This is a genomic window from Streptomyces endophytica, from assembly GCF_026153355.1.
Classification (GTDB): Bacteria; Actinomycetota; Actinomycetes; order Streptomycetales; family Streptomycetaceae; genus Streptomyces; species Streptomyces endophytica.
The window spans coordinates 5488189-5513752 of the sequence record NZ_CP110636.1 but is presented as its reverse complement, the minus strand read 5'-3'; the positions used below and the strand labels follow the sequence as shown (position 1 = coordinate 5513752).

The window sequence follows — 25564 nt, the reverse complement described above, 5'->3', positions numbered from 1 at the left end:
ATGGCCGGACGCTACGGCCGCCCGCGTTCGGTTCTCAGGATGCGAACTGTCGCAGGCCAGGTCTTTCTCCTGCAGGTGGCGATCGTGGTCCTGCTCGTCGCCGCCGCCATGGCCGCCCTCGTGCTGCAGTCCCGGACCGACTCCGAACGCGAGGCCCGCAACAGATCGGTCGCGGTCGCCCGCACCTTCGCGAGCGCACCGGGGATGGAGGCCGCGCTCAAGAGCCCGGACCCGACCGCCGTGCTCCAGCCGCGGGCCGAGGCCGCCCGCAAGCTCTCCGGCGTCGACTTCATCGTCGTGATGAACACCGACGGCATCCGCTACACCCACCCGATCGCCAACCGGATCGGCAAGAAGTTCGTCGGCACGCTGCAGCCGGCACTGGCCGGCGGGATCGTCACCGAGCGGATCACCGGCACCATCGGGCCGCTCGTCCAGGCCGTCGTCCCCGTCTTCGGCCACGACGGCAAGGTCGTCGGGCTGGTCTCGGCCGGCATCACCATCAGGAAGGTGAGCGGCGTGGTCGACCAGCAGTTCCCGCTGCTGTTCGGCGCCGCGGCCGGCGTGCTGCTCCTCACCACCGGCGGCACCGCCCTGGTCAGCAGACGGCTGCGCCGCCAGACGCACGGCCTGGGCCCCGCCGAGATGACGCGGATGTACGAGCACCACGACGCGGTGCTGCACGCCGTACGGGAAGGCGTGATCATCGTCGGGGCCGACGGGCGGCTGCTGCTCGCCAACGACGAGGCCCGCCGGCTGCTCGGTCTGGCGGCGGACGTCGAAGGACGCCCGGTCGCCGACCTGGGGCTCGACCCGGACACCGCCCGGCTGCTGTCCTCCGGCCGGACCGTCACCGACGAGGTCCACCCGGTCGGCGACCGCCTGCTGGCCGTCAACCAGCGCTCCACCGCACAGGCCGGCGGCCCGCCCGGCAGCGTCACCACACTCCGCGACACCACCGAGCTCCGGGCGCTCACCGGCCGTGCCGAGTCCGCCCGCGGCCGCCTCAAGCTGCTCTACGACGCCGGGACGGAGATCGGCACCACCCTCGACGTGGTGCGCACCTGTGAGGAACTGGCGGAGTTCGCCGCCGCCCGGTTCGCCGACATCGTCACCGTCGACCTGGCCGAGGACGTGCTGACCGGCGAGGAACCCACCGACACCGCCGGCACCGGCACGGGGATGCGGCGCACCGCCGTCAGCGGCGCACCGCCGGACAGCGGGCTGTACCCGGTCGGCCACCTCGTCCGCTTCGACCCGGCCACCTCGGTGGGCTCCGGCATCGACCGCGGCGAACCGGTCCTGGAACCGGACCTGACCGCGTTCCGGGGCTGGCACCTGCAGAATCCCCAGCGCGCCCGGAGGATCGTGGCGCACGGCATCCACTCGATGATCGCCGTCCCGCTGCGGGCCCGCGGCGCCATCCTGGGCGTGGTCCTCTTCTGGCGCTCCCAGGAACCGGGGCCCTTCGAGGAGGAGGAGCTCTCGCTCGCCGAGGAGCTGGTCGCGCGGGCCGCGGTGAGCATCGACAACGCCCGCCGCTACACCCGCGAGCACACCATGGCGATCACCCTCCAGCGCAGTCTGCTGCCGCGTGGACTGCCCGAGCAGAACGCCGTGGAGGCCGCCTACCGCTATCTGCCGGCGCAGGCCGGCCGCGGCGGGCTCGGCGGCGTCGGCGGCGACTGGTTCGACATCATCCCGCTGCCCGGCGCCCGGGTCGCGCTGGTCGTCGGCGACGTCGTCGGCCACGGCCTGCACGCCGCCGCCACGATGGGCCGGCTGCGCACCGCCGTGCACAACTTCGCCAACCTCGACCTGCCGCCCGACGAGATCCTCTGGCACCTCGACGAACTGGTCACCCGCATCGACCAGGACGAGGGCGCCGAGGAGGCCGGCGGCTCGGTCACCGGCGCCACCTGCCTCTACGCCATCTACGACCCGGCGTCCGGCACCTGCACCATGGCCCGCGCCGGGCACGTCCAGCCGATGGTGCTGCGGCCCGACGGCACCGTCGAGACCGCCGAGGTGCCGGGCGGCCCGCCGCTGGGCCTCGGCGGCCTGCCGTTCGAGACCTGGCAGGGCCGGCTGCCGGAGGGCAGTCGACTGGTGCTGTTCACCGACGGGCTCGTCGAGGACCGCGACCGGGACATCGACGAGGGCACCGCACTGCTCGCCCGCACCCTCGCGGACCGGCCCGGACGGACCCCGGAGGAGACCTGCGAGGCTGCGCTCGGCGCGCTGCTGCCGGAGAGCCCGAGCGATGACATCGCGCTGCTCGTCGCCCGCACCCGGGTGCTGGACGCCGCGCACATCGCCGACTGGGACGTCCCGCCCGACCCCTCCGCGGTGGCCCAGGTGCGCGCCGCCGCGGTGCACAAGCTGATCGAATGGGGCCTGGCGGCCGAGGCGTTCACCACCGAGCTGATCCTGAGCGAACTGGTCACCAACTCCATCCGCTACGCCTCCGGACCCATCGGCGTGCGCCTGATCCGCGACTCCTCCCTGATCTGCGAGGTCTCCGACCGCAGCAGCACCTCACCGCATCTGCGCCAGGCCGCCACCACGGACGAGGGCGGCCGCGGGCTCTTCCTGGTCGCCCAGCTCGCCGAGCGGTGGGGGACCCGCTACACCGCCGGCGGCAAGGTCATCTGGACCGAACAGGCGCTGGCCGACGGGGAGCCGTTCACCGGGGCGGACGATCTGCTCGCGGGGGCCGTCGAGGGCGAGGAACCCGGCGCGTGAAAGGCGCCGGCGACCGCTGATTACTCCGACTCGCCCAATTAACGATGAGTCAGGTTTTAGGAGGTTCTGTGAAGGTGATCCCTGAAAAGGTCGATATACCTCTTTGATCCTCCTGAGGAGCAGACATGCGCATTCGCGCCGCGATCGCCGCTAGCGCCCTGGCCACCAGCATCGTCATGGGCGGTGCGAGCGCCGCCATGGCTTCCGGCAAGGACCATGGCAACAAGCACCACCACAAGCGCCACCACCACTTCAACCACCACCGCGGTCACGGCAACTACGGTGGCTGCTGGCTGAACGCGGGCGTCAGCGACTACTTCGGTCCGTACTTCAGCGAGGGTTGCCAGCACGGCGGCTACGGCTGGGGCGGCGACGGCGACTGGAAGTGATTCCAGCAGCTTCCGGCCGGTGCCGGTCCCCGCGACCACGGGTCGCGGGGGCCGGCACCGGCTTCTGTGTGCCGGTGTGTCCCTAGGGCCGCTTGCGGGGCGGTCGCAGCTCGGGCATCGCCGACAGGGTCTGCAGTGCGCGGAGGAAGGCGGTGCGGTCCGCGGCCGGCAGCCGGGCCAGCAGGTGTTCCTCGTTCTCCTGGATGGCCGCCTGGGTGGCGTCGCGCACCCGCCGTCCCTCGGGGGTGAGCGACAGCAGCCGTACCCGCCGGTCCCCGGGGTCGGGCTGACGGCGGATCAGTTCCCGGGTCTCCAGGTCGTCGAGGACGGCGATGATGCGGGTCTTGTCCGCGCGGATCGCCTCGGCGAGCGCGGCCTGGGTGCGGATCGGCGTCTCGTCCAGGTGCAGCAGGACCGAGTAGCCCCACATGGTCAGACCGTGCGCGTCGAGGGCCGGCTGCTCGGCGGCCATCAGGGCGCGGCTCAACGGCACCATCATCGCCGCCAGATCGGGGCGGGCGGCCCGTTCTCCGGAGGGGGTGCCGCGGTCGGCCGGGTTCTCGGTCATGGCACGAAAATACCCGTTGACAAATTCATGTGCGGGAGCAGATCGTAAGCGCATGCATATTAATAATGGCGAGGCTGACGGCGCGGCTGACGGTGCGCCCATGGACTCCCGCGGCATGGACTCCCACCCCAGCGACTCCCACCCCGCGGACCCCCGCGCCGCGGACTTCGGCCGGCTCAAGCGGCTGCACGCGCAGGCGGTGCGGGACAGCGTGACTCTCGTCCGCCGGGTCCGCACGGAGGACCTCGCGCGGCCGACCCCGTGCGCCGCATGGACGCTGGCTGATCTGCTCGCCCATATGACCGTTCAGCACCACGGGTTCGCCGCGGCCGCGCGCGGGGACGGCCGCGATCCGGCGCACTGGGCGGTCCGCCCGCTCGGCCCGGACCCGGTCGCGGCGTACGGCGCGGTGGCGGAGCAGGTCATCGCCGCCTTCGCGGCCGTCGACGACCCCGACCGCGTGTGCCACCTCCCCGAATTCTCCGCCGCCCAGACCTTCCCCGCGCACCGGGCGATCGGCTTCCACCTCATCGACTACGTGGTCCACGGCTGGGACGTCGCCCGCACCCTGGGCCTCGGCTACGACCCCGGCCCCGAACTCCTGCGGGCCACCCTGCCGATAGCCCGCGCCGTCCCGGACGACGACTCCCGGCTCGCCCCCGGCAGTGCCTTCCGGCCCGGCCTCCCCGCCGACGGCACCGCGGGCGAACTGGACCGCATCCTGGCGCTGCTCGGCCGCTCCCCGTCCTGGCACGCCCCCGAGGACCCCGCCGGCCCGGCGGCTCCCGGCGACGCGTAACGGCCGGCGCCGAGCGGAGACAGGCCGTTCCGTTCTCCGCAGAATGGTGAAGCGGGTGAACCGGCGCGGCCGCACCCCGCGACCACCCTCCCCGTGACGAAAGGGCCTCCTCGATGGGCAGCAGCGACGGGCGGACCGGCGACCGGGCCGCCGCTGACGGCGTGCTCGACGTACCCGTCATCGACATCTCCGGCTGGGAGAACGGCACCGGCGCCGCCCGCGCGGACCTCGCCACCGAGGTCGACCGGGCCGCGCGCACCGTCGGCTTCCTCCAGGTCCGCGGCCACGGCATCCCGGAGGACGCCGCCGGAGCCTTCGCCGACGCCCTGGACGCCTTCTTCGCACTGCCCATGGCGGAGAAGCAGCGACTACGGGCGCCGTCGCCCGGCATCAACCGCGGCTACACCCCGCCGCGCACCGAGAAACTGAGCCTGAGCCTCGGCGTGCCCGCGGCCGCCGAGGACCTCTTCGAGGCGTTCAACGTCGGCGCCGAGGCCTCGTCGTTCCCCGGACTGGACCTCCCCGAAGCGCACTACCCGGCCAACATCTGGCCGTCGCTGCCGGGCTTCCGCCCGGCCGTTGACGAGTGGTGCCGCCGGGCCGGCGGCCTGGCCCGGCGGATGACCGGGATCTTCGCGCACGCACTGGGCCTGCCGGAGGGCCACTTCGCCCCGTTCACCGACCACTCCCTCGACGTGCTGCGGATGAACCACTATCCGCTCCCGGACCGCGAACTCACCGTCGACCGGGACCAGATGGGGATGGGCGCGCACACCGACTACGGCATCGTCACCGTGCTGTGGGCCGATCGCGTGCCCGGACTGCAGATCCTCGACGGGGACGGCGGCTGGCACGACGTCCTGCCGGAGCCCGGCTGCCTGCTGGTCAACCTCGGTGATCTGCTGGCCCGTTGGACCAACGACCGCTGGCGGTCCACGATGCACCGGGTGCTGCCGCCCACCGACGAGCGGGGACGGGTGGTCCGGCGCCGCTCCGCCGCGTACTTCCACGACGGCAACTGGGACGCGGAGATCAGCTGCCTGCCCGGCTGTGTCCCGCCGGGCACCGCACCGCGCTACCCGCCCACCACGGTCGGCCGGCACCTGGCCGAGAAACTGGCGGGCTCCCGTGCCGGCCGCCTCAACGAGAACTCACCCCGCGAGGCCGCCCGTCTGCGGGCCGCCAGGAGCGAATGACCCCTGCCCGGGGCCGAGCGCCGACGGCATCAACTCCGGTCCGCCGCATGCGAGTTGACGTACCGCCGATGGGCGGCCGTGATCAGGCCCGCGGTCGCGAGCACGGCCAGGCCGGCGACCGTACCCAGGCCCATGAACACCAGTGGCTTGCTGCCGGCCGCGGCGAGGGCGGGCCTTGTGGGTGGCCCGGCGGCGGACCGCTGGCCGGCCGCGGCCGGTGCGGCGGCGGCGTACAGCAGCGCGACGAGCGTGGCCGCCACGGCGAACCCGCGGCGGAGTCGGCGCCGTGGAGGCGGTGGGTCGGACGGGGACATGGCGGGTCTCACCCCTGTCTGGGACGGTCGCGCTCCGGTCCCGGAGCGGTCGTGCGGCTTCCCAGCGTTCCCGCCCGGGGGCGGGCGGGCGTGCCGTACGGGGCAGCGGAGTGACGGCGGCCGACCGTCCGGGTGAAGAGGGCGCCCCGCACGTGTGGACCGGCGGCCAACGATGCGCCCCCGGCGCGCCCGCACGCCACGGACGCACCCTGGACGCCCCCGCGCGCCGGCCCTAGCGTCCGGCGGCGTGACCACCCTTCCGACACCGCCCGACATCCTGTCCCCGGAGTTCGCCGCGGACCCCTACCCGGCGTACCGGGTCCTGCGCGAGCACTACCCGCTGCTGCACGACAAGGGCACCGACAGCTACCTCCTCTCCCGCTACGAAGACGTCCAACGCGCCTTCCGGGAGCCGGTGTTCACCACCGACCACTACGCCTGGCAGATCGAGCCGGCCCACGGCGGCCGCACGCTGCCCCAGATGAACGGCCGGGAACACGCGGTGCGCCGCGCCCTGGTGGCGCCCGCCTTCCGCGGCCGCGAACTGCAGGAGAAGTTCCTGCCGGTCATCGAGCGCAACGCCCGCGAACTGATCGACGCGTTCCGGGACGCCGAGGAGACCGACCTGGTGGCGCGGTTCGCGACCCGCTTCCCGATCAACGTGATCGTCGACATGCTGGGCCTGGACCGGGCCGATCACGACCGCTTCCACGGCTGGTACGGCGCGGTGGTGGCCTTCCTGTCCAACCTCGCCCAGGACCCCGAGGTGGCGGCCGCCGGACGGTGCGCGGGCGAGGAACTCGCCGATTACCTCCTGCCGATCATCGAGCAGCGCCGCGCGGCCCCCGGCGACGACCTGCTGTCCCGGCTCTGCACCGCCGAGGTCGACGGCGTCCGGATGAACGACCAGGACATCACCGCGTTCGTCAGCCTGCTGCTGGTCGCGGGCGGGGAGACCACCGACAAGGCCCTCGCACTGCTCTTCCGCAACCTGCTGGCCCGCCCCGAGCAGTTCGCCGCGGTGCGCGCCGACCGGTCGCTGATCCCCGCCGCGTTCGCCGAGACGCTGCGGTACACCCCGCCGGTCCAGATGATCATGCGGCAGCCCGCCGCGGACGTGACCGTCAGCGGCGGCACGATCCCCGCCGGTGCCACGGTCACCTGCCTGATCGGCGCCGCCAACCGCGACGCGGACCACTACAACCGGCCGGAGGAGTTCGACATCTTCCGCCCCGACCTCGGCCCGGCCGGCGCCTTCACCGCGGCCGCCCAGCACGTCGCGTTCGGCCTCGGCCGGCACTTCTGCGTGGGGGCCCTGCTGGCCCGGGCGGAGGTGGAGACCGGCGTCAACCAACTCCTCGACGCCTTCCCCGACCTGGCCTTCGCGGACGGGACGCCGCCGGCCGACGCGGGCGTCTTCACCCGCGGCCCGCGCCACCTGCGGGTACGTCTCGGGCCGGGCGAAGGAGGGCGCAGCACGGCCTGAGACCGCGCCGGGCCCGTCCGTGCCTCACCGCGGCGGGGCGGCGAGATCGACGAGGAAGCCCACGAAGTCGAGGCCGTCGCGGCCGGACGTCCACCGGCGGGCCGAGGACAGCGGGGTGAGCGTGCCGCTGCCCGGCACCGGACCGCGGGTGTGACCGGGCTCGCCGGGCAGCGGTGCGAAGCGGCAGTGCACGGCGCTGATGCCGGTGACGGTGCCGCGGACCGGTGCCGGTTGCTGAGGGGAGCCGCCGTGGTGCTCCTCGACGGCGTCGACCGTGGCCGCGGTCCGCGCTCCGAGCACCTTGGTCAGCCACTCCCGGTCCGGTTCGACGACCGCCCAGGACACCTCCGCGCCGAGGGCGAAGGGCTCGCCGCAGCACTCCATCTGCCAACTGTCCATCCACACCCTGGTGTTCATGCCTGCCGATTGTGCCGTCCCGCCTCTCTCGCGGACCCTCGGGGCGTCAGTCGTCGACGGCCGGCGGGTGACGCAGCACGTACAGGCCGACGGCCACCGCGAGCACGATGACGCAGCCGGCGAAGGTGAGGCCGGCGCCGCGCAGTCCCAGTTCCATGGTGAGCGCGCCGACCCCGACCACCGGCAGCGAGATGCCGAAGTAGGCGACGAGGAAGAACGCCGAGATGGTGCCGCCGCGGTGCTCGGCGGGTGCCGCCCGGCCCACGGCGGTCAGCCCGGCGCGGAAGGCCAGGCCCTGGCCGGTGCCGCCGCACAGGGCGCCGAGGACCAGCACCGGCAGTGAGGTGACGGCCAGTGAGGTGGCTACCAGGGCCAGGCCGGTCACCAGCACCAGGCAGCCGGCGGGCAGGGCCTTGCGCACCCCGATCCGCCCGGCGAGGGACTGTCCGGCGGTGGAGCCGAGGAACACGGAGAACACGACCGCCCCGGCGACCGCCAGGTTCGTCACGCCCAGCGTCTGACCGACGAAGCTCGGTGCGACGGCGGTGAACAGGCCCAGCAGCGCGAAGCCGGCGAACGCGGCGACGGCCGAGGGCGTGAACACGCCCCGCACCTCGGGCGGCAGCCGGAGCCGCTGGGGGCGCAGACGGTGCGGCCGGTGCGGATCGCGGACGGTCTCCGGCAGCAGCCAGGTCGCCACGGCCGCCACCGCCAGCAGCACCAGGTGCACCGCGAACGGCAGGACCAGCGGCCAGGGCGCGTACTGGGCGAGCAGCCCGGACAGCAGCGGGCCGCAGCCGAGCCCGCCCATGTTCGCGGCGGTGGCGGCGAACCCGGCATGCGCCTCCTGGCCCGGCTTCGCCAGTTCCAGTACGGCCGCGGTGGCGGCGCCGCTGAACAGCCCGGCGGCGAACCCGGAGAGCACCCGGCCCAGGAACAGCAGCGGCAGCCCGCCTTCGAAGATGAAGCAGAGCGCGCTGGCCGCGGACAGCGCCAGGGCGCAGAACAGCACCGGGCGTCGGCCCACGTCGTCGGAGACGTTGCCGGCGAGCAGCAGCACGGTGATCACGCCGAGCGCGTACACGGCGAAGACCACGGTCACCATGAGCTCGGAGAATCCGATCTCCTGGCGGTAGAGCCCGTACAGCGGGGTGGGGAGGGTGGTGCCGGCCATGCCGATGGCGAACACGCCCGCCGCCACGGCATATCCGGGACGCCGGCCGGTTGCCTTGCGATCGCTGATCATGGCCTCAACGTAGGCTCCGGCCGGCCGCGGCGTCGAGGAGCGCGGCGCGGAACGGCACGGTGCCCCCGCCGGGTGGCAGGGGCACCGCAGGACGGGCGTTCGGGGCTCAGTGCTTGGCCGACGGGGCGTTGGCCGCCGTCACGTTCACCGCCGACCAGGCCTTGTTCACCGTCTTGTACTCGGTGCTGGTGGCGCCGTACAGGTCCTTGGCCGCGTGCAGCGTCGCGGACCGGGCGTCGTGGAAGTCGGTCGTGGAGACCATGTACCGGGTGAGCGCCCGGTAGAAGATGGCGAGCGCCTTGGTGCGGCCGATCCCGGTCACCCGCGAGCCGTTGGAGGTGGGGGAGTCGTAGGCGACGCCGCCGATCGTCTTCTTGCCGCTGCCCTCGGCGAGCAGGTAGAAGGCGTGCGAGGAGACGCCGGAGCCGGCGTGCACCTCGGTGTCGAAGGACGCCTTCGACCAGTAGTCGACGGTGCCCTCCAGCTTGTCGAGCGACGGCTTGTCCAGCCGGCGCAGGAACTTCTGCTCCAGGCCCAGCTTCTCGCCCATCAGGTAGTTCGGCGGGTTCTTCGGGTTGTTGGTGGCGAATTCCACCGCGCTGCCGAAGATGTCCGCCAGCGACTCGTTGAGCGCACCGGGTTCGCCGAACTGGTTGCCCTCCTCGTCGACGCGGGTGGGCTGGAGGTTGGCGGTGGCGTCGACCACGCCGTGGGTCAGCTCGTGGCCGGTGACGTCCAGGACGACCAGCGGCTTGGCGAACGTCTTGCCGTCGCCGTCGCCGTAGAGCATGCAGCCGCAGTCCGACGACCAGAAGGCGTTGCCCACGTTCTTGCCGAAGTGCACCAGGGCGTGCGCGCCGCGGCCGTCGTTCTTGATGCCCTTGCGCCCGAACGTCTTCTTGTAGAAGTCCAGGGTGCTGGTGATGCCGTACTGGGCGTCCACGGCGGCGGTGGCCCGGTCGCTCGTGGTGCCGTTGCCCCAGCGGTTGGTGGCGGAGGTGAACGCCTTGCCGCCGGAGAACTTCTCCAGCTCCTTGTCACCGGCGTCGCGGGTCTCGGTGTTGCCGCGCGTGCTGTCCTTCAGGACGAAGGACTTCTTGGTGGTCTGCGTCGTGGACAGCGGCACGCTGCCGACGAAGAAGGACGCGCCGGTGCCCTTGGCCGCGGCCGGGAAACCGGCGGTGGCGGCCGCCTCGCCGGTGGCCGGCGCGGCGGGGGCGAACTGCCGGGTCGCGGGGTTGAGCCGCTCGCCCCGCTTGCGCAGCTTCGCCTGGACGGAAGGCGACAGGAACGAATCGTTGGCGGGGGTGTTGCTCAGCACCGCACCGGTCGCCGCGTCGAGGACGACCGTACGGGCGCCGCCGCCCTCGTCGGTGCGGCTGTCCGCCACCTCGACCTGGTAGGCCAGGGTGAGCCGGTCGTCGCGGGCGTCCAGGACCAGTTCGGCCGAACCGGCCTGGCCCTCGGCCACCTTGGCGGCCTTCGTCTCGGCCTGACCGGCCGACAGCTTGGGGTCGGTGTCGGAGAGGTCGACCTGGTGCCGGTAGGCCCGGGTCACGCCCTCGTACGCCGAGCGGGCGCTGAGGTGGACGACGAGGTCGCCGCCGAGAACGGGCAGGCCGCGGTGGGTGCGGACGAAGCGGACGTGCTGCCGGCCGTCCGGGTCGACCATCGTGTCGACGGCCTTGAGGGTGTCCTTCTTGCCGACTCCGGTGGCCGAGCCGTGCGCGAACGCGGCGGTGCGGGCGGCTTCGACGATCTTGTCGGGGGAGGAGGTCGCAGAGGGGGCGGCGGCCGGAGCGGCCGTGTTGTGCGCGGAGGCGGCGCCCGCCACTCCGGCCGTCAGGGTCGCGGCCGTCGTCACCGCGACCGCGATGGCCAGACGGTGGCTGCGTATGTGGGGTCTACGCACAGATGTGGGTCCTTAGCGCTGCGGGGGCGGTGGCCTCGCCAACCGCCCGTACACGCGGTGCCGTTGGGCACCGCGGGGGCCGGTCGGCCCCGCGCAAACCCTGGTCTGCCTGGCATGAGCATGTAAAGCCATATGCTCGGAATGCGAGATTCGTGGTGAAAATTTGACAATTGATCACCTTTGGGTGATGGCAAGGTGACCAACGGTGCCTGTGTCAGGGGAGACCGCAGGCGACCGGAATTGGTTGCTCCGCCGGGGCGGCAAAAAGTCCACGACCCGTCAGGTCGTGGACTCGCAATCCCGGGACACGGCCCCGGACTTCAGTGGAGGATTCCGGCACCCACGGACGATCCGGGCGTCACTCTCGGGCGATCCGGGCGCCCGGTGTCCGCTGCGGCGCCGGTGCCGGTCAGTGCTCCTGCCGGTGGAACAGCTCGTCGAGGGAGGCCTCGGCCCGCTCCCCGCCGCGGACCGCCTCCACCACGGCCTGGTGGAAGCTGCGGCTGGCCGCTTCGGAGTCGCAGGGCACGGGGCTGCCGGCCATCGTGTACCAGTCCGAGGACCCGGTGTACTGCACAGCTACGTGCGCCAGATTCTCCGACCAGGTCGTGTGGATGGTCAGATCGCCGTTCATCACGCCGATCTCCTCCGCGCGCACCACGCCGGGGAGCGCGTGGATCCCGACAGTGGTCCAAGATGCCCAGGTCATGGTGTTCCCCTCGGCGGCAAGGGCACCGGCCGGCTGCCGGGCGCGGTGTCTTTCAGTTTCGCACCTGCCGTCCGGCGGCGCACCGCATGCGGGGGCACGGATTCCGCCACGGACCCGGGACGCACGGTGACCGCCCGCTCACCCCGGGACGGCCGGCGCGGCCCACGGCGGACGGCTCCGCGACGCCGGTGCGGTCGGCATCGTGGGACGGGACTCACTCGACGGCCGTGGCGAGGGCCGTGCGGTGACTCAATCGATGACCGTATGGAAGAACGTGACCCCGGCGCCGAACGCCGCTCCGCCGACCAGGGCGGCGGACGCCAGGGTTCCGCCGTTGACACAGGTGAGCACCCCGGCGCCGAGGGCGGTGAGGGCGCCGAGCAGGAAGATGACGGCGGCGCGCTGGCTCAGCAGGGCTGATCTGTTGTCGGACACATCAACTCCGATCTGCGCGGGAGCGGAGGACCGCTCGGGGCGGATGCTGATGCTCTGATCGATCTTCTCATCCCCCGCCCCGAATCCCCGGTAGCACACGCTGTCGGCGCAGGTCGGACGCCCGATCGGGGAATGCCGGTCAGCCGTCCGCCGCGCGCCGGGTGACCGCGAGCACCGCCATGTCGTCGTCGCGCGGCCCGCCGGTCCACCGCTCGACTTCCCGCACCAGGACGTCGATCAGCTCCTCGGGACCGCCGAACGGCCCGCGGCCCGCGAGCTGCGCCGCCGGGTCGTAGAACCGCCCGTCGCGGTCCCGGGCCTCGGTCACCCCGTCGGTGATCAGCAGCACGGTGCTGTCCACCGGGAACGGCACGCCGACCGGCTCCGGCCGGGCCGTCCCCAGCCCGCCCATGCCCAGCGGCAGCCCCGGTTCACCGGTCGCGAGCGCCCGCACCGCACCGTCCCGGCACAGATACGGCGCCGGATGACCGCAGTTCAGCAGCCTCAACTCGCCGCTGTCCGGGGGGACTTCACCCAGCAGGGCGGTGATGAAGCCCTCCAGGCGGCTCTCCTCGGGGAGTTGCTCGCCCGCCCGCAGCACCGCCCGCTCCAGCCGCTCGGCCAGCCCGGTCAGCTCCGGCTCCTGCTCCGCCGCCTCCCGGAACGCCCCCAGCAGCACCGACACCGCACTCACCGCGCCGAGCCCCTTGCCCCGTACGTCGGCGATCAGCAGCCGCACCCCGTACGGCGTCCGCTGCACGGCATAGGCGTCACCGCCGATCCGGGCCTCGCTCTGGGCGGCCTGGTAGCGGGCCGCGACGGCCAGTGTCCCGATCCGCTCCGGCGGGGCCGGCAGCACGGCGAGCTGCGCGGCCTCCGCCACCATCCGCACCACATCCAGGTGGCGGCCGTGCCGGGCGATCACCCGGTTCACCCCGACGCCCATCAGCGCGGCGAACAGGGTGTTGGCCAGCTCCAGATGACCCACGCCGGTACCGGCGGTGCCGTCCTTCACCGTCAGCGCGAACACCCCGAGCACCAGGGCCAGCCCGACCGCGACGGTGTGCCGCAACGAGAGCAGCGCACCCGCCGTCACACTGGCCGCAGTCAGCATCGGGTCGCCCCAGTAGTCCTGCGGCGACAGCGCGTCCCAGAGGAGACCGCCGACCAGCAGGACGGCCGGGGCCCACCGCGCGTAGCGGGGCCAGCGCACGGCCGGCGGGCGGAGGGCGGGCGCGGACGCGTGCGGATCGGCCACCGCCGACCCGGCCCGGGCGCTCAGCGGTGCTCCGGATCGGCCTGGTCGAGCCGCCCGACGACCCGCTTCCGCACCGGGCTGTCGGTACCGCGCCGGAGTACCTCCGTCGTGACCCGGTGGAACGGGGCGCTCAGGTCGTCGTAGCGGTACGCGGGGGCCATCGGAACTCCTTGCACGGTCCGGCTGCGCCTCGGGGGCGTCTCCCCGAGCCTTCAACCCGACCGTGCCCCCGGCCACCCGGACGGCCCGAACGTGTGTCACCCCTTCGCTGCCAGCCGGGCGTAGGCCCGGATATCGGCGTCCGGGTCGTCGGCGGCGGAGGCCAGCGCCCTCCGGGCGTCCGCCCGCCCCGCGTGGGCGCGCAGTGCCAGCACCGCGGCCCGGCGCACGTCCGCCTCCGGATCGGCCAGGGCGGAGCCCAGCGCGGGCACTGCGACGCCGGGGCCGGCGGCGGCCAGTGCCCGGGCGGCGCCGACCGGCGCAGATCGAGATGGTGCAGCCAGCGGGCGTCGTCGGTGGCCGGATGGTCGGTGCGCTCGTGGTACAGCCCCCAGCGCGATTCGGTACGGGCCAGCGCCGCCAGGACCGCCGCGGCACGCCGGGCGCGCCGGGTCCACGGCGCGCTCACCGGGCCTGCTCCAGGGCGGCGGCGTAGCCGACGGTGCGCGCACCGTCGTGCTTGCGGGTCCAGGCGTCCGCGGTGGCCCGGGTGACGAACGGCAGCAGCCGCCCGCCGTCCCGGACCCAGACCGCCTGGTCGGCGAACCAGCGGCTGCCGGTCGTCGCGTCGGCCACGTACGCGGCCCGCACCGCGGCGCGGTGCGCGGCGACGAACCGCAGCAGCGGCGCCGGATCCGCGAAGGAGTGGGTGCGGTCCGCGCCGCGCAGCCACACCTCGTCGGCGGACGGGTGTGCGGTGGAGCGCACGGCCTTGGCGTACCCGCTGCCGTAACTCGCCTTGATGTAGCGGTCGTTGACGAAGGAGTCGACATCGACCCGCCCGGTCAGCCGGGCCGCCCGCAGCACCGGGACGTCCTTCTTCAGCGCGGCGATCAGCTGCGGCTTGAGGGTGGGGTCGAAGGTCGAAGGTCGCGATGCCGCCGGCGCCGTTGTAGAGGTAGACCACCTCGGCCGGCAGCCCGGTGGCCTTGGCGACCCGTTCGGCGGCGTCGACCGGGTGGCGCTGCACGTAGCGGGTCGCGTCCCCTTGGGCGGTGAGGAACGCCTTGACGACGCCCGGGCGTTGACCGGCGAAGGCGTCCCGCACGGTCACGCCGTGGAAGGTGGGCAGACCGAGCGCGCCCCCGTCGTAGAAGGCCTGCGCCTTGCCCTGGAAGGCGAGCAGCCCCGGCCAGGCGACGAACTGCGAGAGTGCGTCCGCGCTGCCCGACTGCAGCGCCGAGGCGCCCACCGCCGACTGCTGGTTGAGCTTGTGCACGCCCTGCTCCGGGTCGATACCGGCCCGCTGCAGGGCCCGTACCAGGGTCCGGTCGGAGGCCGAGCCGACGCTGCTGGAGACGTTCTTGCCACGCAGGTCCGCCAGCGAGCGCAGCGCCGAACCGGGCTTGGTGACGATGGTGTTGAGCGCCCCGCGCAGGTTGTAGCCGGTGACCGACACCAGCCGGGTCGGGGCGTGCAGCTGCTTGCCGCGGGCGGCGTTGATGAGCAGCGGGAAGTCGCCCATCGAGCCGATGTCGACCTTCCCGGCGACCTCCCCCAAGGCCTTAAGGGCCAGGGGGACCCCCTCGCGGTGATCGGCGCGCCGGTCTCACGTCGGCCCGTTGCGAGGTCAGAGGCATGGCGGTCTCCAGGAGGCGGGGGAGGCGGGGAGGCTGGGGAGCGGGAGGCGGGAGGCGGGAGCGGGGCGCGGGCCGTGCGGGGGAGCGGCGCGCCGAGTTGCCGGCCGTCCGGCCGGTATGCCGGGACCATAGCGATGCATTCCGGCCAGTGGTGTTGCCGCAGTATTGCGCCCCCCACCGACCGTCAGGCGCCCGCCCTGACCTGCCCTTTTGTGAGGCCGGAAGGAAGATCTGCCACCGGGCGGGCCGGCCCCGCACGGTGCCGCCGGCCGGATCACCCGGCCCCCGTGTCGGCAGGCCGACCGTGCCGCCTCCGGTTAGCGTCGAAGCGCTGAGGCTCCGCCGCCGTGCCCGGGAGGTTGCCGCATGGCCACATGGCCGGCCGTGCTCTTCGCCCTGCTCGCCGCGGCCAGCAACGCGCTGGCCACGGTGCTGCAGCGGCGTGCGGCCCGCACCGTCCCGCTGGCGCCCGGCCTGCGTCTGGGCCTGCTGGTCGACCTGCTGCACCGGGCCGCCTGGCTCGGCGGCATGCTCGCCGTCATCGCCGCGGCCTGCTTCCAGGCGCTGGCGCTCTCCCAGGGCGCGCTGTCCGTGGTCCAGCCGATCTTCGTCCTCGAACTCCCGCTGGCCCTGCTCATCGGCCGGTTGCTGCTCGGCGGGCGGATCTCCCGCGGCGGCTGGACCGGCGTGGCACTGATCGTCGTCGGCCTCGGCTCCGCGCTGGCCGCCGCCGCCCCCACCATCGGCACCGACCACGCCCCGCTCGACCGCTGGGTGCTCGCCCTGGCGGTCTGCGCCGCGGTGATCGGGACGGCGGTCGGTGCCGCGCTGCGCCGCGGGGCCGGCGGCGTACGGGCGGCCTGCTTCGCCGCCGCCGCGGCCGTCTCCTACGCCCTGACCGCGGCCCTGATGAAGGACGCCACGCACGCCTGGCAGACCGGCGGCCCGGCCTCCTTCTTCGCCTCCTGGCAGACCTACGGCTTCGCGGCCGTCGGCGTGGGGGCCCTCTTCCTCTTCGAGAACGCCATGCAGTCCGGGCCGCTGACCGCCTCCCAGCCGGTGCTCACCCTGGGCGATGCGCTGGTGAGCCTGTCGCTGGGGGTCACCCTCTTCGACGAACGGGTCCGCACCGGCTGGTGGCTGATCCCCGAATGCGCCGGCATCGCCCTGGTGCTGTGGGGCGCCCTGTACCTCTCCCGCGTCGCGCTGACCAGGGACCTGGTCGCCGGCAAGGAGACCCCTTCGGCGGTAAGTGACCGGCCCGCCCGCTGATCGTTCACCGGAGATGAATCACACCAGCACCACCAGAACCGTCCTCGCCACGGCCACCGCCGTCACGGCCCTCGCGGTCTCCCTGGTCGGCCCGGCCGCACCGGCCCGCGCCGACGGCCGCCCGATGCCCGACGTGACGGGCAAGAACCTGGTCGCCGCCTACGGGGAGCTCAACTACACCACCACCGTCCGGTTCCGGGACGGCCGCGGAGCCGGCCGCATCGTGCTCTGGCCGGCCTCGTGGAAGGTCTGCGGCCAGGACCCGGCACCGGGCACGCCGATGGACGACCGGCGGATCACGCTCACCGTGGTCAAGGCCGGCGAGGAGTGCGCGGCCCCGACCGCGTGAGGACCACTGCGGCGCGGCCACCGCGGGCCGCCGGCCGGCCGCACCGGAAACGTAACCGCCCCCCGGTGCGCAGCATCCCTTCCCAGGGCGCTAAGCTTGCTAGGTACAAGCAATCTATTCGCCGGATCGAGCCGGATCGATGACTCACCGCTAAGGATCAACACGATGAGTAAGGGTCTTGTCCCGGGATGTGACCGGGCGGCCCCGCAGATCACCGTCGAGTCGGCGCTGGAAGAGGCGGCGGCCGGACTGGGAACGGAGATCGTCCGCTTCTCCCGGCTGCTCGCGGCCTGGAAGCAGCGGGCCAAGACCGACGGCGGCGCCGCGGACCGGGTGCTGCTGGCCCGGCTGGTGGTCGGCGGGGACCAGCGGGCGACCGACCTGGCCGCCGACGCGTTCCTGGACCTGTCGACGGTCAGCCGTCAGGTGCGCTCGCTGGTCGAGCGCGGCCTGGTCGCCCGCCGTCCCGACCCGGAGGACCGCCGCGGGTCACTGCTGACCGCGACCGACGCCGGACGGGCCGCGTTCGAGAACTACCGGCGCCAGCGCGACGCCGAACTGGCCGAGCTCCTCGCACCGTGGTCGCCCCAGGAGCGGGCCGACCTCATCCGGCTCCTCGGCCGGCTCAACGAGGACATGGCGACACGACAACACACACGGCTGGGTCCCGGGGAGACCAGGGTGCCGCCGTGGAGCAGGGAGAGATACGTACATGAGCACCACCTCCCCGCCCGAGGCGGGAGCCAAGGCGATACCCGGGTCCGGAGTGCTGACCCACCGTCAGATCCTCACCATCCTCAGCGGTCTGATGCTCGGCATGTTCCTCGCCGCGCTCGACCAGACCATCGTCAGCACGTCCATCCGGACCATCGCCGACGACCTGCACGGCCTCAGCCAGCAGGCCTGGGCGACCACCGCCTACCTGATCACCTCGACGATCGCCACCCCGCTGTACGGCAAGCTGTCCGACCTGCACGGCCGCAAGCCCTACTACCTCGCCGCGATCAGCATCTTCGTCGCGGGCTCGGTGCTCTGCACCTTCTCCACCTCGATGACCGAACTCGCCGCGTTCCGCGCGGTGCAGGGGCTGGGCGCCGGCGGTCTGATGTCGCTGGCACTGGCGATCATCGGTGACATCGTCCCGCCCCGCGAACGCGCCCGCTACCAGGGCTACATGCTCGGCACCTTCGCCACCTCCAGCGTCGCCGGACCGCTGATCGGCGGCGCGCTGGCCGGCCAGGACCAGCTGCTCGGCGTCACCGGCTGGCGCTGGGTCTTCCTGGTCAACGTGCCGATCGGCATCATCGCGCTGTTCGTCGTCGCCAAGGTCCTCAACATCCCGCACACCCGGCGCGACCACCGCATCGACTGGTGGGGCGCGCTCACCATCTCCGTCGGCGTCGTCCCGCTGCTGCTCGTCGCCGAGCAGGGCCGGGAGTGGGGCTGGGACTCGTCCCGGTCGATCGCCTGTTACGTCATCGGCGCGGTCGGCATCATCGCCTGGATCTTCGTGGAGCGGTGGATCGGCGACGACGCGCTGATCCCGATGCGGCTCTTCCGCAACGGCACCTTCAGCAAGACCAGCCTGATGTCCGTGCTGATCGGCATGGGCATGTTCGGCGGGATGCTGATGATCCCGCAGTACCTCCAGATCGTGAAGGGCGCCAGCCCCACCAGGTCGGGCCTGGAGATGCTGCCGCTGATGGCGGGCATGCTCATCGCCTCGATCGCGTCCGGCCAGATCACCGCCAAGACCGGCCGCTACAAGGTCTTCCCGATCGTCGGCACCGCGCTGATGATCGCGGCGATGCTGCTCTTCCACTACCGCGTCCAGTGGGACACCCCGCTGTGGGAGACCATGGTCTACATGCTCGTCTTCGGCCTCGGCCTGGGCGGCTGCATGCAGACCCTGGTGCTGGCGGTGCAGAACGCCGTCCCGCCCAAGGACATGGGCGTGGCGACCGCGTCGTCCACCTTCTTCCGGCAGATGGGCGCCACCGCAGGTACCGCGATCTTCCTGTCGGTGCTGTTCAGCACCGTCGGCGACAAGATCGCCTCGGCGTTCCGGGACGCGGCGGGCACCCAGCGCTTCCGGGCCGCCCTGCGTGACCCCGCCGTCCTGCACGACCCGGCCAACAAGCCGGTGCTGGACATGCTCAAGCACCCGGGCAACGGCAACTCCTCGGGCGTGCTCAGCGATTCGTCGTTCATCCAGCACCTCGACCCACGGCTCGCCGAGCCGTTCAAGCGCGGCTTCGCCGACTCGATGCACACCGTGTTCCTCATGGGCGCGGTCGTCGTGGCGCTGGCGTTCCTGCTGATGTGGTTCATCAAGGAGGTGCCGCTGCGGCAGATCTCCGGACTGCAGGCACGGGCCCAGGCGGAGGCCGAGGCCAACGGCGAGGCCCCGCCCGCCGCGGAAGCCGCCGGGACACCGGCCGAAGCGGTCGCGGCCGCCGAGGTCGCACCCGCCGGGGCTCCGGCCGGGAGCCCCGTACCGGCGCCGGCACACACCCCGGCGACCGCCGCGGCCGACGCCACCGGCCCGGCCATCAGCGGCGCGGTCCGGGACGGTTCCGGGCAGCCGGTGACGGGCGCCGCGGTCACCCTGATCAGCGTCGGCGGGCGGCAGCTCGGCCGTACCCAGACCACGGACGACGGCGGCTACGCGCTGCCCACCACGGGCGCCGGCACCTATGTGCTGATCGCCTCCGCCGGTGCCCGGCAGCCGCAGGCCGTGACCGTCGTGGTGGGCGACGGACCGCTCACCTACGACCTGGTGCTCAGCGGCGCCGCCGGGCTGGCCGGCGAGGTCCGCGAGGAGAAGGGCGACGAGCCGGTGCCCGGGGCGCTGGTCGTGGCGACCGATGTGCGCGGCGAGGTCGTGGCCTCCGGCGTGGCCGGCCAGGACGGCGGCTTCGCCTTCGGGGAACTGACCCCGGGCAGCTACACCCTGGCCGTCAGCGCCGAGCAGCACCGCCCCTCCGCCCTCCAGGTGGAGGTCACCGCCGGCACCCGCAACTGGTACGAGATCCGGCTCACGCTCGGCGCCCAGGTCCGCGGCACCGTCCGCACCGCCCAGGGCGCCCCGGTGGACGACGCCCGGGTGACCCTGCTCGACCCGGCGGGCAACGTGGTCGGCACCGCCACCAGCGGCCAGGACGGCGAGTACGTCTTCACCGACCTCGACAGCGGCGAGTACACGCTGATCGCCAGCGGGTACCCGCCGGTGGCCAGTCCGCTGCGGCTCGGCGCCGCCGGGCAGGCCGACTGCGACATCGAGCTGAGCCATGACGCGGTGAACTGACGGGCCCGTCGGTGGTGTGCGGGGCCCGGTGCGCGAGCGCACCGGGCCCCGCACCGGTTTGGCGGACCCGGCCCCGGCTACGTACAGTTCGCCGGTACAGCAATCGAACACAGATCCAGGAAGCGGCAGCGGCGATGACGGTGACCGAAACAGGCCGGGCCGAGGGCACGGGCATCGATGCGGAGCGCATGGCCATCTGCCTGAGCGTGCTCCAAGAGCTGGACGCGCTGCCGATCGACCACCCCGACGCGGTCGCCATACGCCGCGCCACCTCCGGCATCTACCGCAAGGTGAAGCAGCGCCGGCGGCAGGAATCCCGGGCGGCGAAGTCGGCCAACGACCGGGCGGTCACCGCGGCCACCGCCACCGGCGCACCCGACCGGATCGACGACGAGACCCAGGGCCTGGCCCTCACCAGCTCCGTCACCACGGAGATCGCCGGCATCCTCCAGCGCCCCCGCTCCTGCTACGTCTGCAAGAGCCGCTACACCGAGGTCGACGCCTTCTACCACCAGCTGTGCCGCGACTGCGCCAAGGAGAACCGCGCCCGCCGCGACGCCCGCACCGACCTCACCGGCCGGCGGGCCCTGCTCACCGGCGGCCGCGCCAAGATCGGCATGTACATCGCGCTGCGGCTGCTGCGCGACGGCGCGCACACGACGATCACCACCCGCTTCCCCAACGACGCGATCCGCCGCTTCACGGCCATGCCGGACAGCGCCGACTGGCTGCACCGGCTGAAGATCGTCGGCATCGACCTGCGCGACCCGGCGCAGGTCCTCGCGCTCGCCGATTCGGTCGCCGCCGAGGGCCCGCTCGACATCCTCATCAACAACGCCGCACAGACCGTGCGCCGCTCACCCGAGGCGTACGGGCAGCTCGTCGCCGCCGAGTCCGCACCGCTGCCGGCCGGCGAACTGCCCGCCTCCCTGGTCCTCGGGCACTTCGGCAGCGGCGCTCCCGTGGCCCTGCCCGCCCTCTCGGGCACCGCCGGCGCGCTCACCGCCGACGACGTCACCGCGCTCGCCCTGACCACCGGCTCCGCCACCCCCGCCCGGATCGCCGCGGGCACCGCGATCGACGCCGGCGGGCTGGTGCCGGACCTGCACGCCACCAACAGCTGGATCCAGAAGGTCGACGAGGTCGACCCGGTGGAGCTGCTGGAGGTCCAGCTGTGCAACATGACCGCACCGTTCCTGCTGGTGAGCCGGCTGCGCCCGGCGCTCGCCGGGTCCGCCGCGCGCCGCAAGTACGTGGTCAACGTGTCCGCCATGGAAGGGCAGTTCAGCCGCGGCTACAAGGGCCCCGGCCACCCGCACACCAACATGGCCAAGGCCGCGCTGAACATGCTCACCCGCACCAGCGCCCGGGAGATGCTGGAGACCGACGGCATCCTCATGACCGCCGTCGACACCGGCTGGATCACCGACGAACGCCCGCACCCCGAGAAGATGCGGCTGGCCGAGGAGGGCTTCCACGCCCCGCTCGACCTGGTCGACGGCGCGGCCCGGGTCTACGACCCGATCGTCCGCGGCGAACAGGGCGAGGACCTGCACGGCTGCTTCCTCAAGGACTACGCGCCCAGCCCCTGGTGATCCCGGGGCGGCCCGCCGCCCTCCCCGCCCGCCGGCACCGGCAGGGCCTTGTGCAGCCGGTCGAGCAGCGCCCGGGCCGCGGGCGTCGGGCCCGCCGTCCGCCAGGCCAGGGCGACCCGGCCGCGCGGCCGCGGGTCGGTGAGGGCGAGGGTGCGCAGCCCGCGGTCCGCCGCGGCCTCCGGCGGCAGCGCCGGGATCACCGCCACCCCCAGCCCCCGCGCGGCGAGCTGGGCCAGCACCTCCGGGGCCGCCGCCTCGAACGCGAACCGCGGCCGGATGCCGGCCTGCGCGCAGGCCCGTTCCAGCACCCCGCGCAGGCCGGTGCCGCGCGGCAGGCTGATCAGCGGACGGTCCTGGAGCTCGGCCAGCGGGACAGCGGACCGGTCCGGCGGGGTGAGCAGCGGATCGCCCGGGGCCACCGCGGCGACCAGCGGCTGGTCGACCACCAGCCGCAGTGAGATGCCCGGCGGCGCCTCCTCCTGCGCCAGGCCGATGACCGCGAGGTCGAGCTCCCCGCCGTGCAGCGCGGCCAGCATCCGTTCCGAGGTGTCCTCGGTGAGGGAGATCTCCACCTGAGGGTGGTCGTCGTGGAAGCCGGCCAGCAGGGCCGGCACCTCGAAGGCGTCGAGGGCGGCGCCCGAGACCAGGCCGAGCGCGACCCGGCCGCGCAGCAGCCCGGTGAACTCGTCGACGGTGCGCCGGATCCCGTCGACGGCGGCGAGCGCGGCCCGGGCGTACCCGAGGACCGCCGCCCCGACCTCCGTCACCGTCACCCGCCGGCCGGAACGGTCCAACAGCGGCTGCCCCAGCTCCCGTTCGAGCTGCCGGATCTGCGCACTCACCCCCGGCTGGGCCAGGTGCAGCCGGGCGGCGGCCCGGGTGAAGCCGCCCTCCTCCACGACCGCGACGAAGTACCGGAGCTGGTGAAGTTCCATGCCGGCGATCCTAACCAGCCCCATAACCACTGCTTCTGGGAGGCAGAACGAACCGCTCTTGGACTTGTGGCCAGCGGAACAAGATCCTTGACGGTATGGACATCAAAGCGGCGATAGCGGCCGAACGCCGGGAGCTGGCAGACCTGTTGGACGGCCTGCCGGAGGCGCGGTGGGACGCGCCGACGCTGTGCGCGGGATGGCGGGTGCGCGAGGTCGCGGCCCATATGTCGATGGGCTTCCGTTATCCGCTGCCCAAGGTGGTGGCAGAACTCCTCAGATCCGGCGGGAACGTCAACAAGATGGCCGACCGGCTCGCCCGCAAGGACGCGGCGGCCGCCGCCCCGCGGCAGCTCGCCGGCTTCCTGCGGGAGCACGCGCACCACCCCTGGACGCCGCCGGTCGGCGGGCTCGCCGCCGCGCTGGGCCACGACGTCGTCCACGGCCTCGACATCACCGTCGCCCTGGGCATCGACCGCCGGGTGCCCGAGGACCGGCTGCGCGTCCTGCTGGACCACGTCACGCTCCGGTCCGCCAGGTTCTTCGGCGCCGACCTCCGCGGCCTCGCGCTGCGCGCCGACGACCTCGACTGGTCCTTCGGCACCGGCACCCCGCTCACCGGCAGCGCCCAGGACCTGCTGCTGGTCGCCTTCGGCCGCAAGCTCCCGGAGGGCCGCCTGCACGGCGCGCAGCAGGACCGGTTCCTGGCCGCCTGAGCCGCCGTCCGGGCCTGCCGCGGATGCCGGATCAGCCGTCGAGCCCGGGGCCGTTCGTCTCGGGACCGTCCGACACGGGACCGTCCGTCGCGGGGTCGACCAGTCCGTGCCGGGCCAGCAGCGGCTCGATGTCCGCATCGCGTCCGACCACCGCGCGGAACGCCGCCATGGCGTCCACGCTGCCGCCCCGGGCGAGGAGTTCCCGGCGGAAGATCTCCCCGCTCTCGCGGACCGGTCGCCCGTTCTCCCGGAACCACCGGACGGTGTCCGCGTCCAGCACCTCGGCCCAGCGGTAGCCGTAGTAGCCGGCCGCGTAGTCGTTGGCGAAGATGTGGTTGAAGTAGCCGGTGCGGTACCGCGGAGGGATAGCCGCCGACGCCAGGCCCGCGCGCTCCAGGACGGCCGCCTCGAACGTCTCGGCCTCGTCCGCGCCCGGCAGGTCGTCGCCGGCGGACAGCGAGTGCCAGGCCCAGTCCAGCACCGCGGCGGCCTGGTGCTCCACCATCCGGAAGCCCGCGCCGAAGGTCTCCGCCGCGCGCAGCCGGGCCGGCAGCTCCGCGGGCATCGGCTCGCCGGTGCGGTGGTGCCGGGCGTAGTGCGCGAGCACCTCGGGCCGGTCCGCCCACATCTCGTTGACCTGGGAGGGGAACTCCACGAAGTCCCGGGGCACATGGGTACCGGACAGCAGCGGATAGCGGACGTCCGAGAACAGCGCGTGCAGCGCATGCCCGAACTCGTGGAACAGCGTGGTGACTTCGCTCCAGGTCATCAGCACCGGTTCGCCGGCCGGCGGCTTGGCGATGTTCAGGTTGTTCACGACCACCGGCCGCCGGCCCAGCAGACGGGACTGGAGCACCAGCGAGTTCATCCAGGCACCGCCCCGCTTGGACGCGCGGGAATGGAAGTCGCCGAGGTACAGCCCGAGCGGGCCGCCGTCCGCGTCGTGCACCTCGAAGACCCGGGCATCCGGGTGGTACGCCACCAGGTCGGGCCGCTCGGTGAAGGTGATGCCGTAGACCAGCCCGGCGGCGTGGAACACCCCGTCGTGCAGCACGGTCTCCAGCTCCAGGTAGGGCCGCAGGTCGGCCGCGTCGAGGTCGAACCGCTCCTTGCGGACCCGTTCCGCGTAGTACTGCCAGTCGGCCGCGCGGATCTCCGGCACCCCGGCCGCCTCGGCCAGTGCCGCGGCCTCCCGCTCCGCGTTGGCGACCGCGGGCCCGGTCAGCCGGGCGAACATCTCCTCCACCGCGTCCGTGGTGCCGGCCGTCCGGTCGGCGACCTCCCAGGCGGCGTGGCTGGCGTGGCCGAGCAGCGCGGCACGCTCGGCGCGCAGCCGGGCCAGGGCGACGGCGACCGGGCCGTTGCTGTCGGTGCCGCGGCCCAGGGAGGCGCTGAGCAGCCGTTCCCGCAGCGCGGGGTCGTCCAGCGCGGCCAGCTCGGTCTGCTGGGTGAAGTTCTTCAGCACCAGCGCGAACCGGCCCTCGTGGCCCAGTGCCCGGGCGTTCTCGGCCGCGGCGGCGATCTGGGCCTCGGGGAGCCCGGACAGTTCCTCCGCGCTGTCCACGATCAGTGCCGCGGCGGCGGTGGCCGCCCGGACGTTCTGCTCGAACCGCGTGGACAGCGTCGCCAGCTCGGCGTTGATCTCCCGCAACCGGCGCTGCTGTCCGGCCGTGAGCCGCGCGCCGGCCCGCACCCGCAGCGTGTGGTGGCGTTCCAGCAGCCGCAGTTGTTCCGGGTCCAGGCCAAGCTGATCGCGCTGGGCGTGCAGCGCGTCCAGCCGCGCGAACAGGCCGGGGTCGAGCAGCAGCGCGTCGTCATGGGCGGCCAGCCGGGGTGCGATCTCCGCCTCCAGCGCCTGGATCGTCTCGTCGGTGTCCGCGGCGGCCTTGTTGAAGAACACCCGGTGCACCCGGTCCAGCAGCGCGCCGCTGCGTTCCAGTGCCTCCACGGTGTTCTCGAAGGTCGGTGGCGCGGCCCGGCCGGTGATCGCCGCGACCTCGTCCAGCTGCTCGGCCATACCGCGTGTGAAGGCGGGGAGATAGTGATCGGTGCGGATCCGCGCGAAGGGCGGCAGCTCGTAGGGAAGATCACTCGGCTCGAAGAAGGGATTCGACGTCACG

The 25564-nt window shown here is 73.4% G+C and carries 22 protein-coding genes and 3 pseudogenes; 11 read left to right on the top strand and 14 right to left on the bottom strand.

Annotated features, from left to right (window positions below; all coding sequences use genetic code 11):
* Positions 1-2745, top strand: a complete 2745-nt coding sequence (locus tag OJ254_RS24590; RefSeq protein WP_265364104.1) for a SpoIIE family protein phosphatase — start codon at positions 1-3, stop codon at positions 2743-2745.
* Positions 2746-2870: 125 nt separating this feature from the next.
* Positions 2871-3134 carry a hypothetical protein gene (locus OJ254_RS24585; RefSeq protein WP_265364103.1) on the top strand — a complete coding sequence of 88 codons (264 nt, stop codon included), beginning with the start codon at positions 2871-2873 and terminating at the stop codon, positions 3132-3134.
* An 82-nt stretch (positions 3135-3216) separates the two neighbouring features.
* Here OJ254_RS24585 and OJ254_RS24580 read toward each other — a convergent pair whose 3' ends face one another.
* Positions 3217-3702, bottom strand: a complete 486-nt coding sequence (locus tag OJ254_RS24580; RefSeq protein WP_265364102.1) for a MarR family winged helix-turn-helix transcriptional regulator — start codon at positions 3700-3702, stop codon at positions 3217-3219.
* Between the two features lie 100 nt (positions 3703-3802).
* Here OJ254_RS24580 and OJ254_RS24575 point away from each other — a divergent pair, with 100 nt between their 5' ends.
* Both OJ254_RS24575 and OJ254_RS24570 read left to right on the top strand, forming a co-directional pair.
* Complete coding sequence (locus OJ254_RS24575; protein WP_265364101.1) at positions 3803-4501, top strand: TIGR03086 family metal-binding protein; 699 nt, start codon at positions 3803-3805, stop codon at positions 4499-4501.
* Positions 4502-4614: 113 nt separating this feature from the next.
* Positions 4615-5697 carry an isopenicillin N synthase family dioxygenase gene (locus OJ254_RS24570; protein WP_265364100.1) on the top strand — a complete coding sequence of 361 codons (1083 nt, stop codon included), beginning with the start codon at positions 4615-4617 and terminating at the stop codon, positions 5695-5697.
* Between the two features lie 29 nt (positions 5698-5726).
* Here OJ254_RS24570 and OJ254_RS24565 read toward each other — a convergent pair whose 3' ends face one another.
* Entirely contained in the window at positions 5727-6011 is a 285-nt protein-coding gene (locus tag OJ254_RS24565; protein ID WP_265364099.1) for a hypothetical protein, read from the bottom strand.
* Positions 6012-6258: 247 nt separating this feature from the next.
* On the opposite strand from OJ254_RS24565, the gene OJ254_RS24560 reads away from it, so the two are divergent.
* On the top strand, positions 6259-7497 hold the full coding sequence (locus OJ254_RS24560) for a cytochrome P450 (RefSeq protein WP_265364098.1): 1239 nt from the start codon (positions 6259-6261) through the stop codon (positions 7495-7497).
* A 24-nt stretch (positions 7498-7521) separates the two neighbouring features.
* On the opposite strand, the gene OJ254_RS24555 is transcribed toward OJ254_RS24560, so the two are convergent.
* The 10 genes and pseudogenes from OJ254_RS24555 to OJ254_RS24515 all read right to left on the bottom strand — a co-directional run.
* Positions 7522-7914, bottom strand: a complete 393-nt coding sequence (locus tag OJ254_RS24555; RefSeq protein ID WP_265364097.1) for a DUF6578 domain-containing protein — start codon at positions 7912-7914, stop codon at positions 7522-7524.
* A 46-nt stretch (positions 7915-7960) separates the two neighbouring features.
* The gene (locus OJ254_RS24550; protein WP_265364096.1) at positions 7961-9160 is read right to left on the bottom strand and encodes an MFS transporter; all 1200 of its coding nucleotides are present in this window, start codon (positions 9158-9160) and stop codon (positions 7961-7963) included.
* Positions 9161-9266: 106 nt separating this feature from the next.
* On the bottom strand, positions 9267-11072 hold the full coding sequence (locus OJ254_RS24545; protein ID WP_265364095.1) for a M4 family metallopeptidase: 1806 nt from the start codon (positions 11070-11072) through the stop codon (positions 9267-9269).
* 409 nt (positions 11073-11481) lie between these two features.
* Positions 11482-11781 carry a hypothetical protein gene (locus OJ254_RS24540; RefSeq protein ID WP_265364094.1) on the bottom strand — a complete coding sequence of 100 codons (300 nt, stop codon included), beginning with the start codon at positions 11779-11781 and terminating at the stop codon, positions 11482-11484.
* 249 nt (positions 11782-12030) lie between these two features.
* A complete protein-coding gene (locus OJ254_RS24535; RefSeq protein ID WP_261954156.1) occupies positions 12031-12216 on the bottom strand; it encodes a hypothetical protein in 186 nt (61 codons plus the stop codon).
* Positions 12217-12355: 139 nt separating this feature from the next.
* Positions 12356-13474: a PP2C family protein-serine/threonine phosphatase gene (locus tag OJ254_RS24530; protein WP_265364093.1), complete on the bottom strand. Its 1119-nt coding sequence runs from the start codon at positions 13472-13474 to the stop codon at positions 12356-12358.
* A gap of 20 nt (positions 13475-13494) precedes the next feature.
* Positions 13495-13635 (bottom strand): hypothetical protein, encoded by a 141-nt coding sequence (locus OJ254_RS24525; RefSeq protein ID WP_265364092.1) that lies wholly within the window; start codon positions 13633-13635, stop codon positions 13495-13497.
* Between the two features lie 96 nt (positions 13636-13731).
* On the bottom strand, positions 13732-13905 hold the full coding sequence (locus tag OJ254_RS31750) for a HEAT repeat domain-containing protein (protein WP_423836051.1): 174 nt from the start codon (positions 13903-13905) through the stop codon (positions 13732-13734).
* 68 nt (positions 13906-13973) lie between these two features.
* Positions 13974-14102 (bottom strand): annotated as a pseudogene (locus OJ254_RS31745) (hypothetical protein); the annotation flags it as partial.
* Positions 14099-15230, bottom strand: a pseudogene (locus OJ254_RS24515) (ABC transporter substrate-binding protein); the annotation flags it as partial. The pseudogenes OJ254_RS31745 and OJ254_RS24515, both read right to left, overlap by 4 nt.
* A gap of 409 nt (positions 15231-15639) precedes the next feature.
* On the opposite strand from OJ254_RS24515, the gene OJ254_RS24510 reads away from it, so the two are divergent.
* The 5 genes and pseudogenes from OJ254_RS24510 (at position 15640) to OJ254_RS24490 (ending at position 21796) form a co-directional block, all read left to right on the top strand.
* Positions 15640-16545 carry a DMT family transporter gene (locus tag OJ254_RS24510; protein WP_265364091.1) on the top strand — a complete coding sequence of 302 codons (906 nt, stop codon included), beginning with the start codon at positions 15640-15642 and terminating at the stop codon, positions 16543-16545.
* 13 nt (positions 16546-16558) lie between these two features.
* On the top strand, positions 16559-16894 hold the full coding sequence (locus OJ254_RS24505; RefSeq protein ID WP_265364090.1) for a PASTA domain-containing protein: 336 nt from the start codon (positions 16559-16561) through the stop codon (positions 16892-16894).
* A 165-nt stretch (positions 16895-17059) separates the two neighbouring features.
* Positions 17060-17323 (top strand): annotated as a pseudogene (locus OJ254_RS24500) (MarR family transcriptional regulator); the annotation flags it as partial.
* Between the two features lie 283 nt (positions 17324-17606).
* On the top strand, positions 17607-20201 hold the full coding sequence (locus tag OJ254_RS24495; RefSeq protein WP_265364089.1) for an MFS transporter: 2595 nt from the start codon (positions 17607-17609) through the stop codon (positions 20199-20201).
* Between the two features lie 134 nt (positions 20202-20335).
* Positions 20336-21796, top strand: coding sequence for an SDR family oxidoreductase (locus OJ254_RS24490; protein WP_265364088.1), 1461 nt, complete (start codon positions 20336-20338; stop codon positions 21794-21796).
* Here the strand turns inward: OJ254_RS24490 and OJ254_RS24485 are convergent.
* Complete coding sequence (locus OJ254_RS24485; protein ID WP_265364087.1) at positions 21775-22731, bottom strand: LysR family transcriptional regulator; 957 nt, start codon at positions 22729-22731, stop codon at positions 21775-21777. The two genes, OJ254_RS24490 and OJ254_RS24485, sit on opposite strands and share 22 nt — an antisense overlap.
* A 95-nt stretch (positions 22732-22826) precedes the next feature.
* Between OJ254_RS24485 and OJ254_RS24480 the strand changes: the two genes are divergently transcribed.
* Complete coding sequence (locus tag OJ254_RS24480) at positions 22827-23444, top strand: maleylpyruvate isomerase family mycothiol-dependent enzyme (RefSeq protein ID WP_265364086.1); 618 nt, start codon at positions 22827-22829, stop codon at positions 23442-23444.
* 31 nt (positions 23445-23475) lie between these two features.
* On the opposite strand, the gene OJ254_RS24475 is transcribed toward OJ254_RS24480, so the two are convergent.
* On the bottom strand, positions 23476-25563 hold the full coding sequence (locus tag OJ254_RS24475; RefSeq protein ID WP_265364085.1) for a M3 family metallopeptidase: 2088 nt from the start codon (positions 25561-25563) through the stop codon (positions 23476-23478).
* Position 25564: the final 1 nt, after the last annotated feature.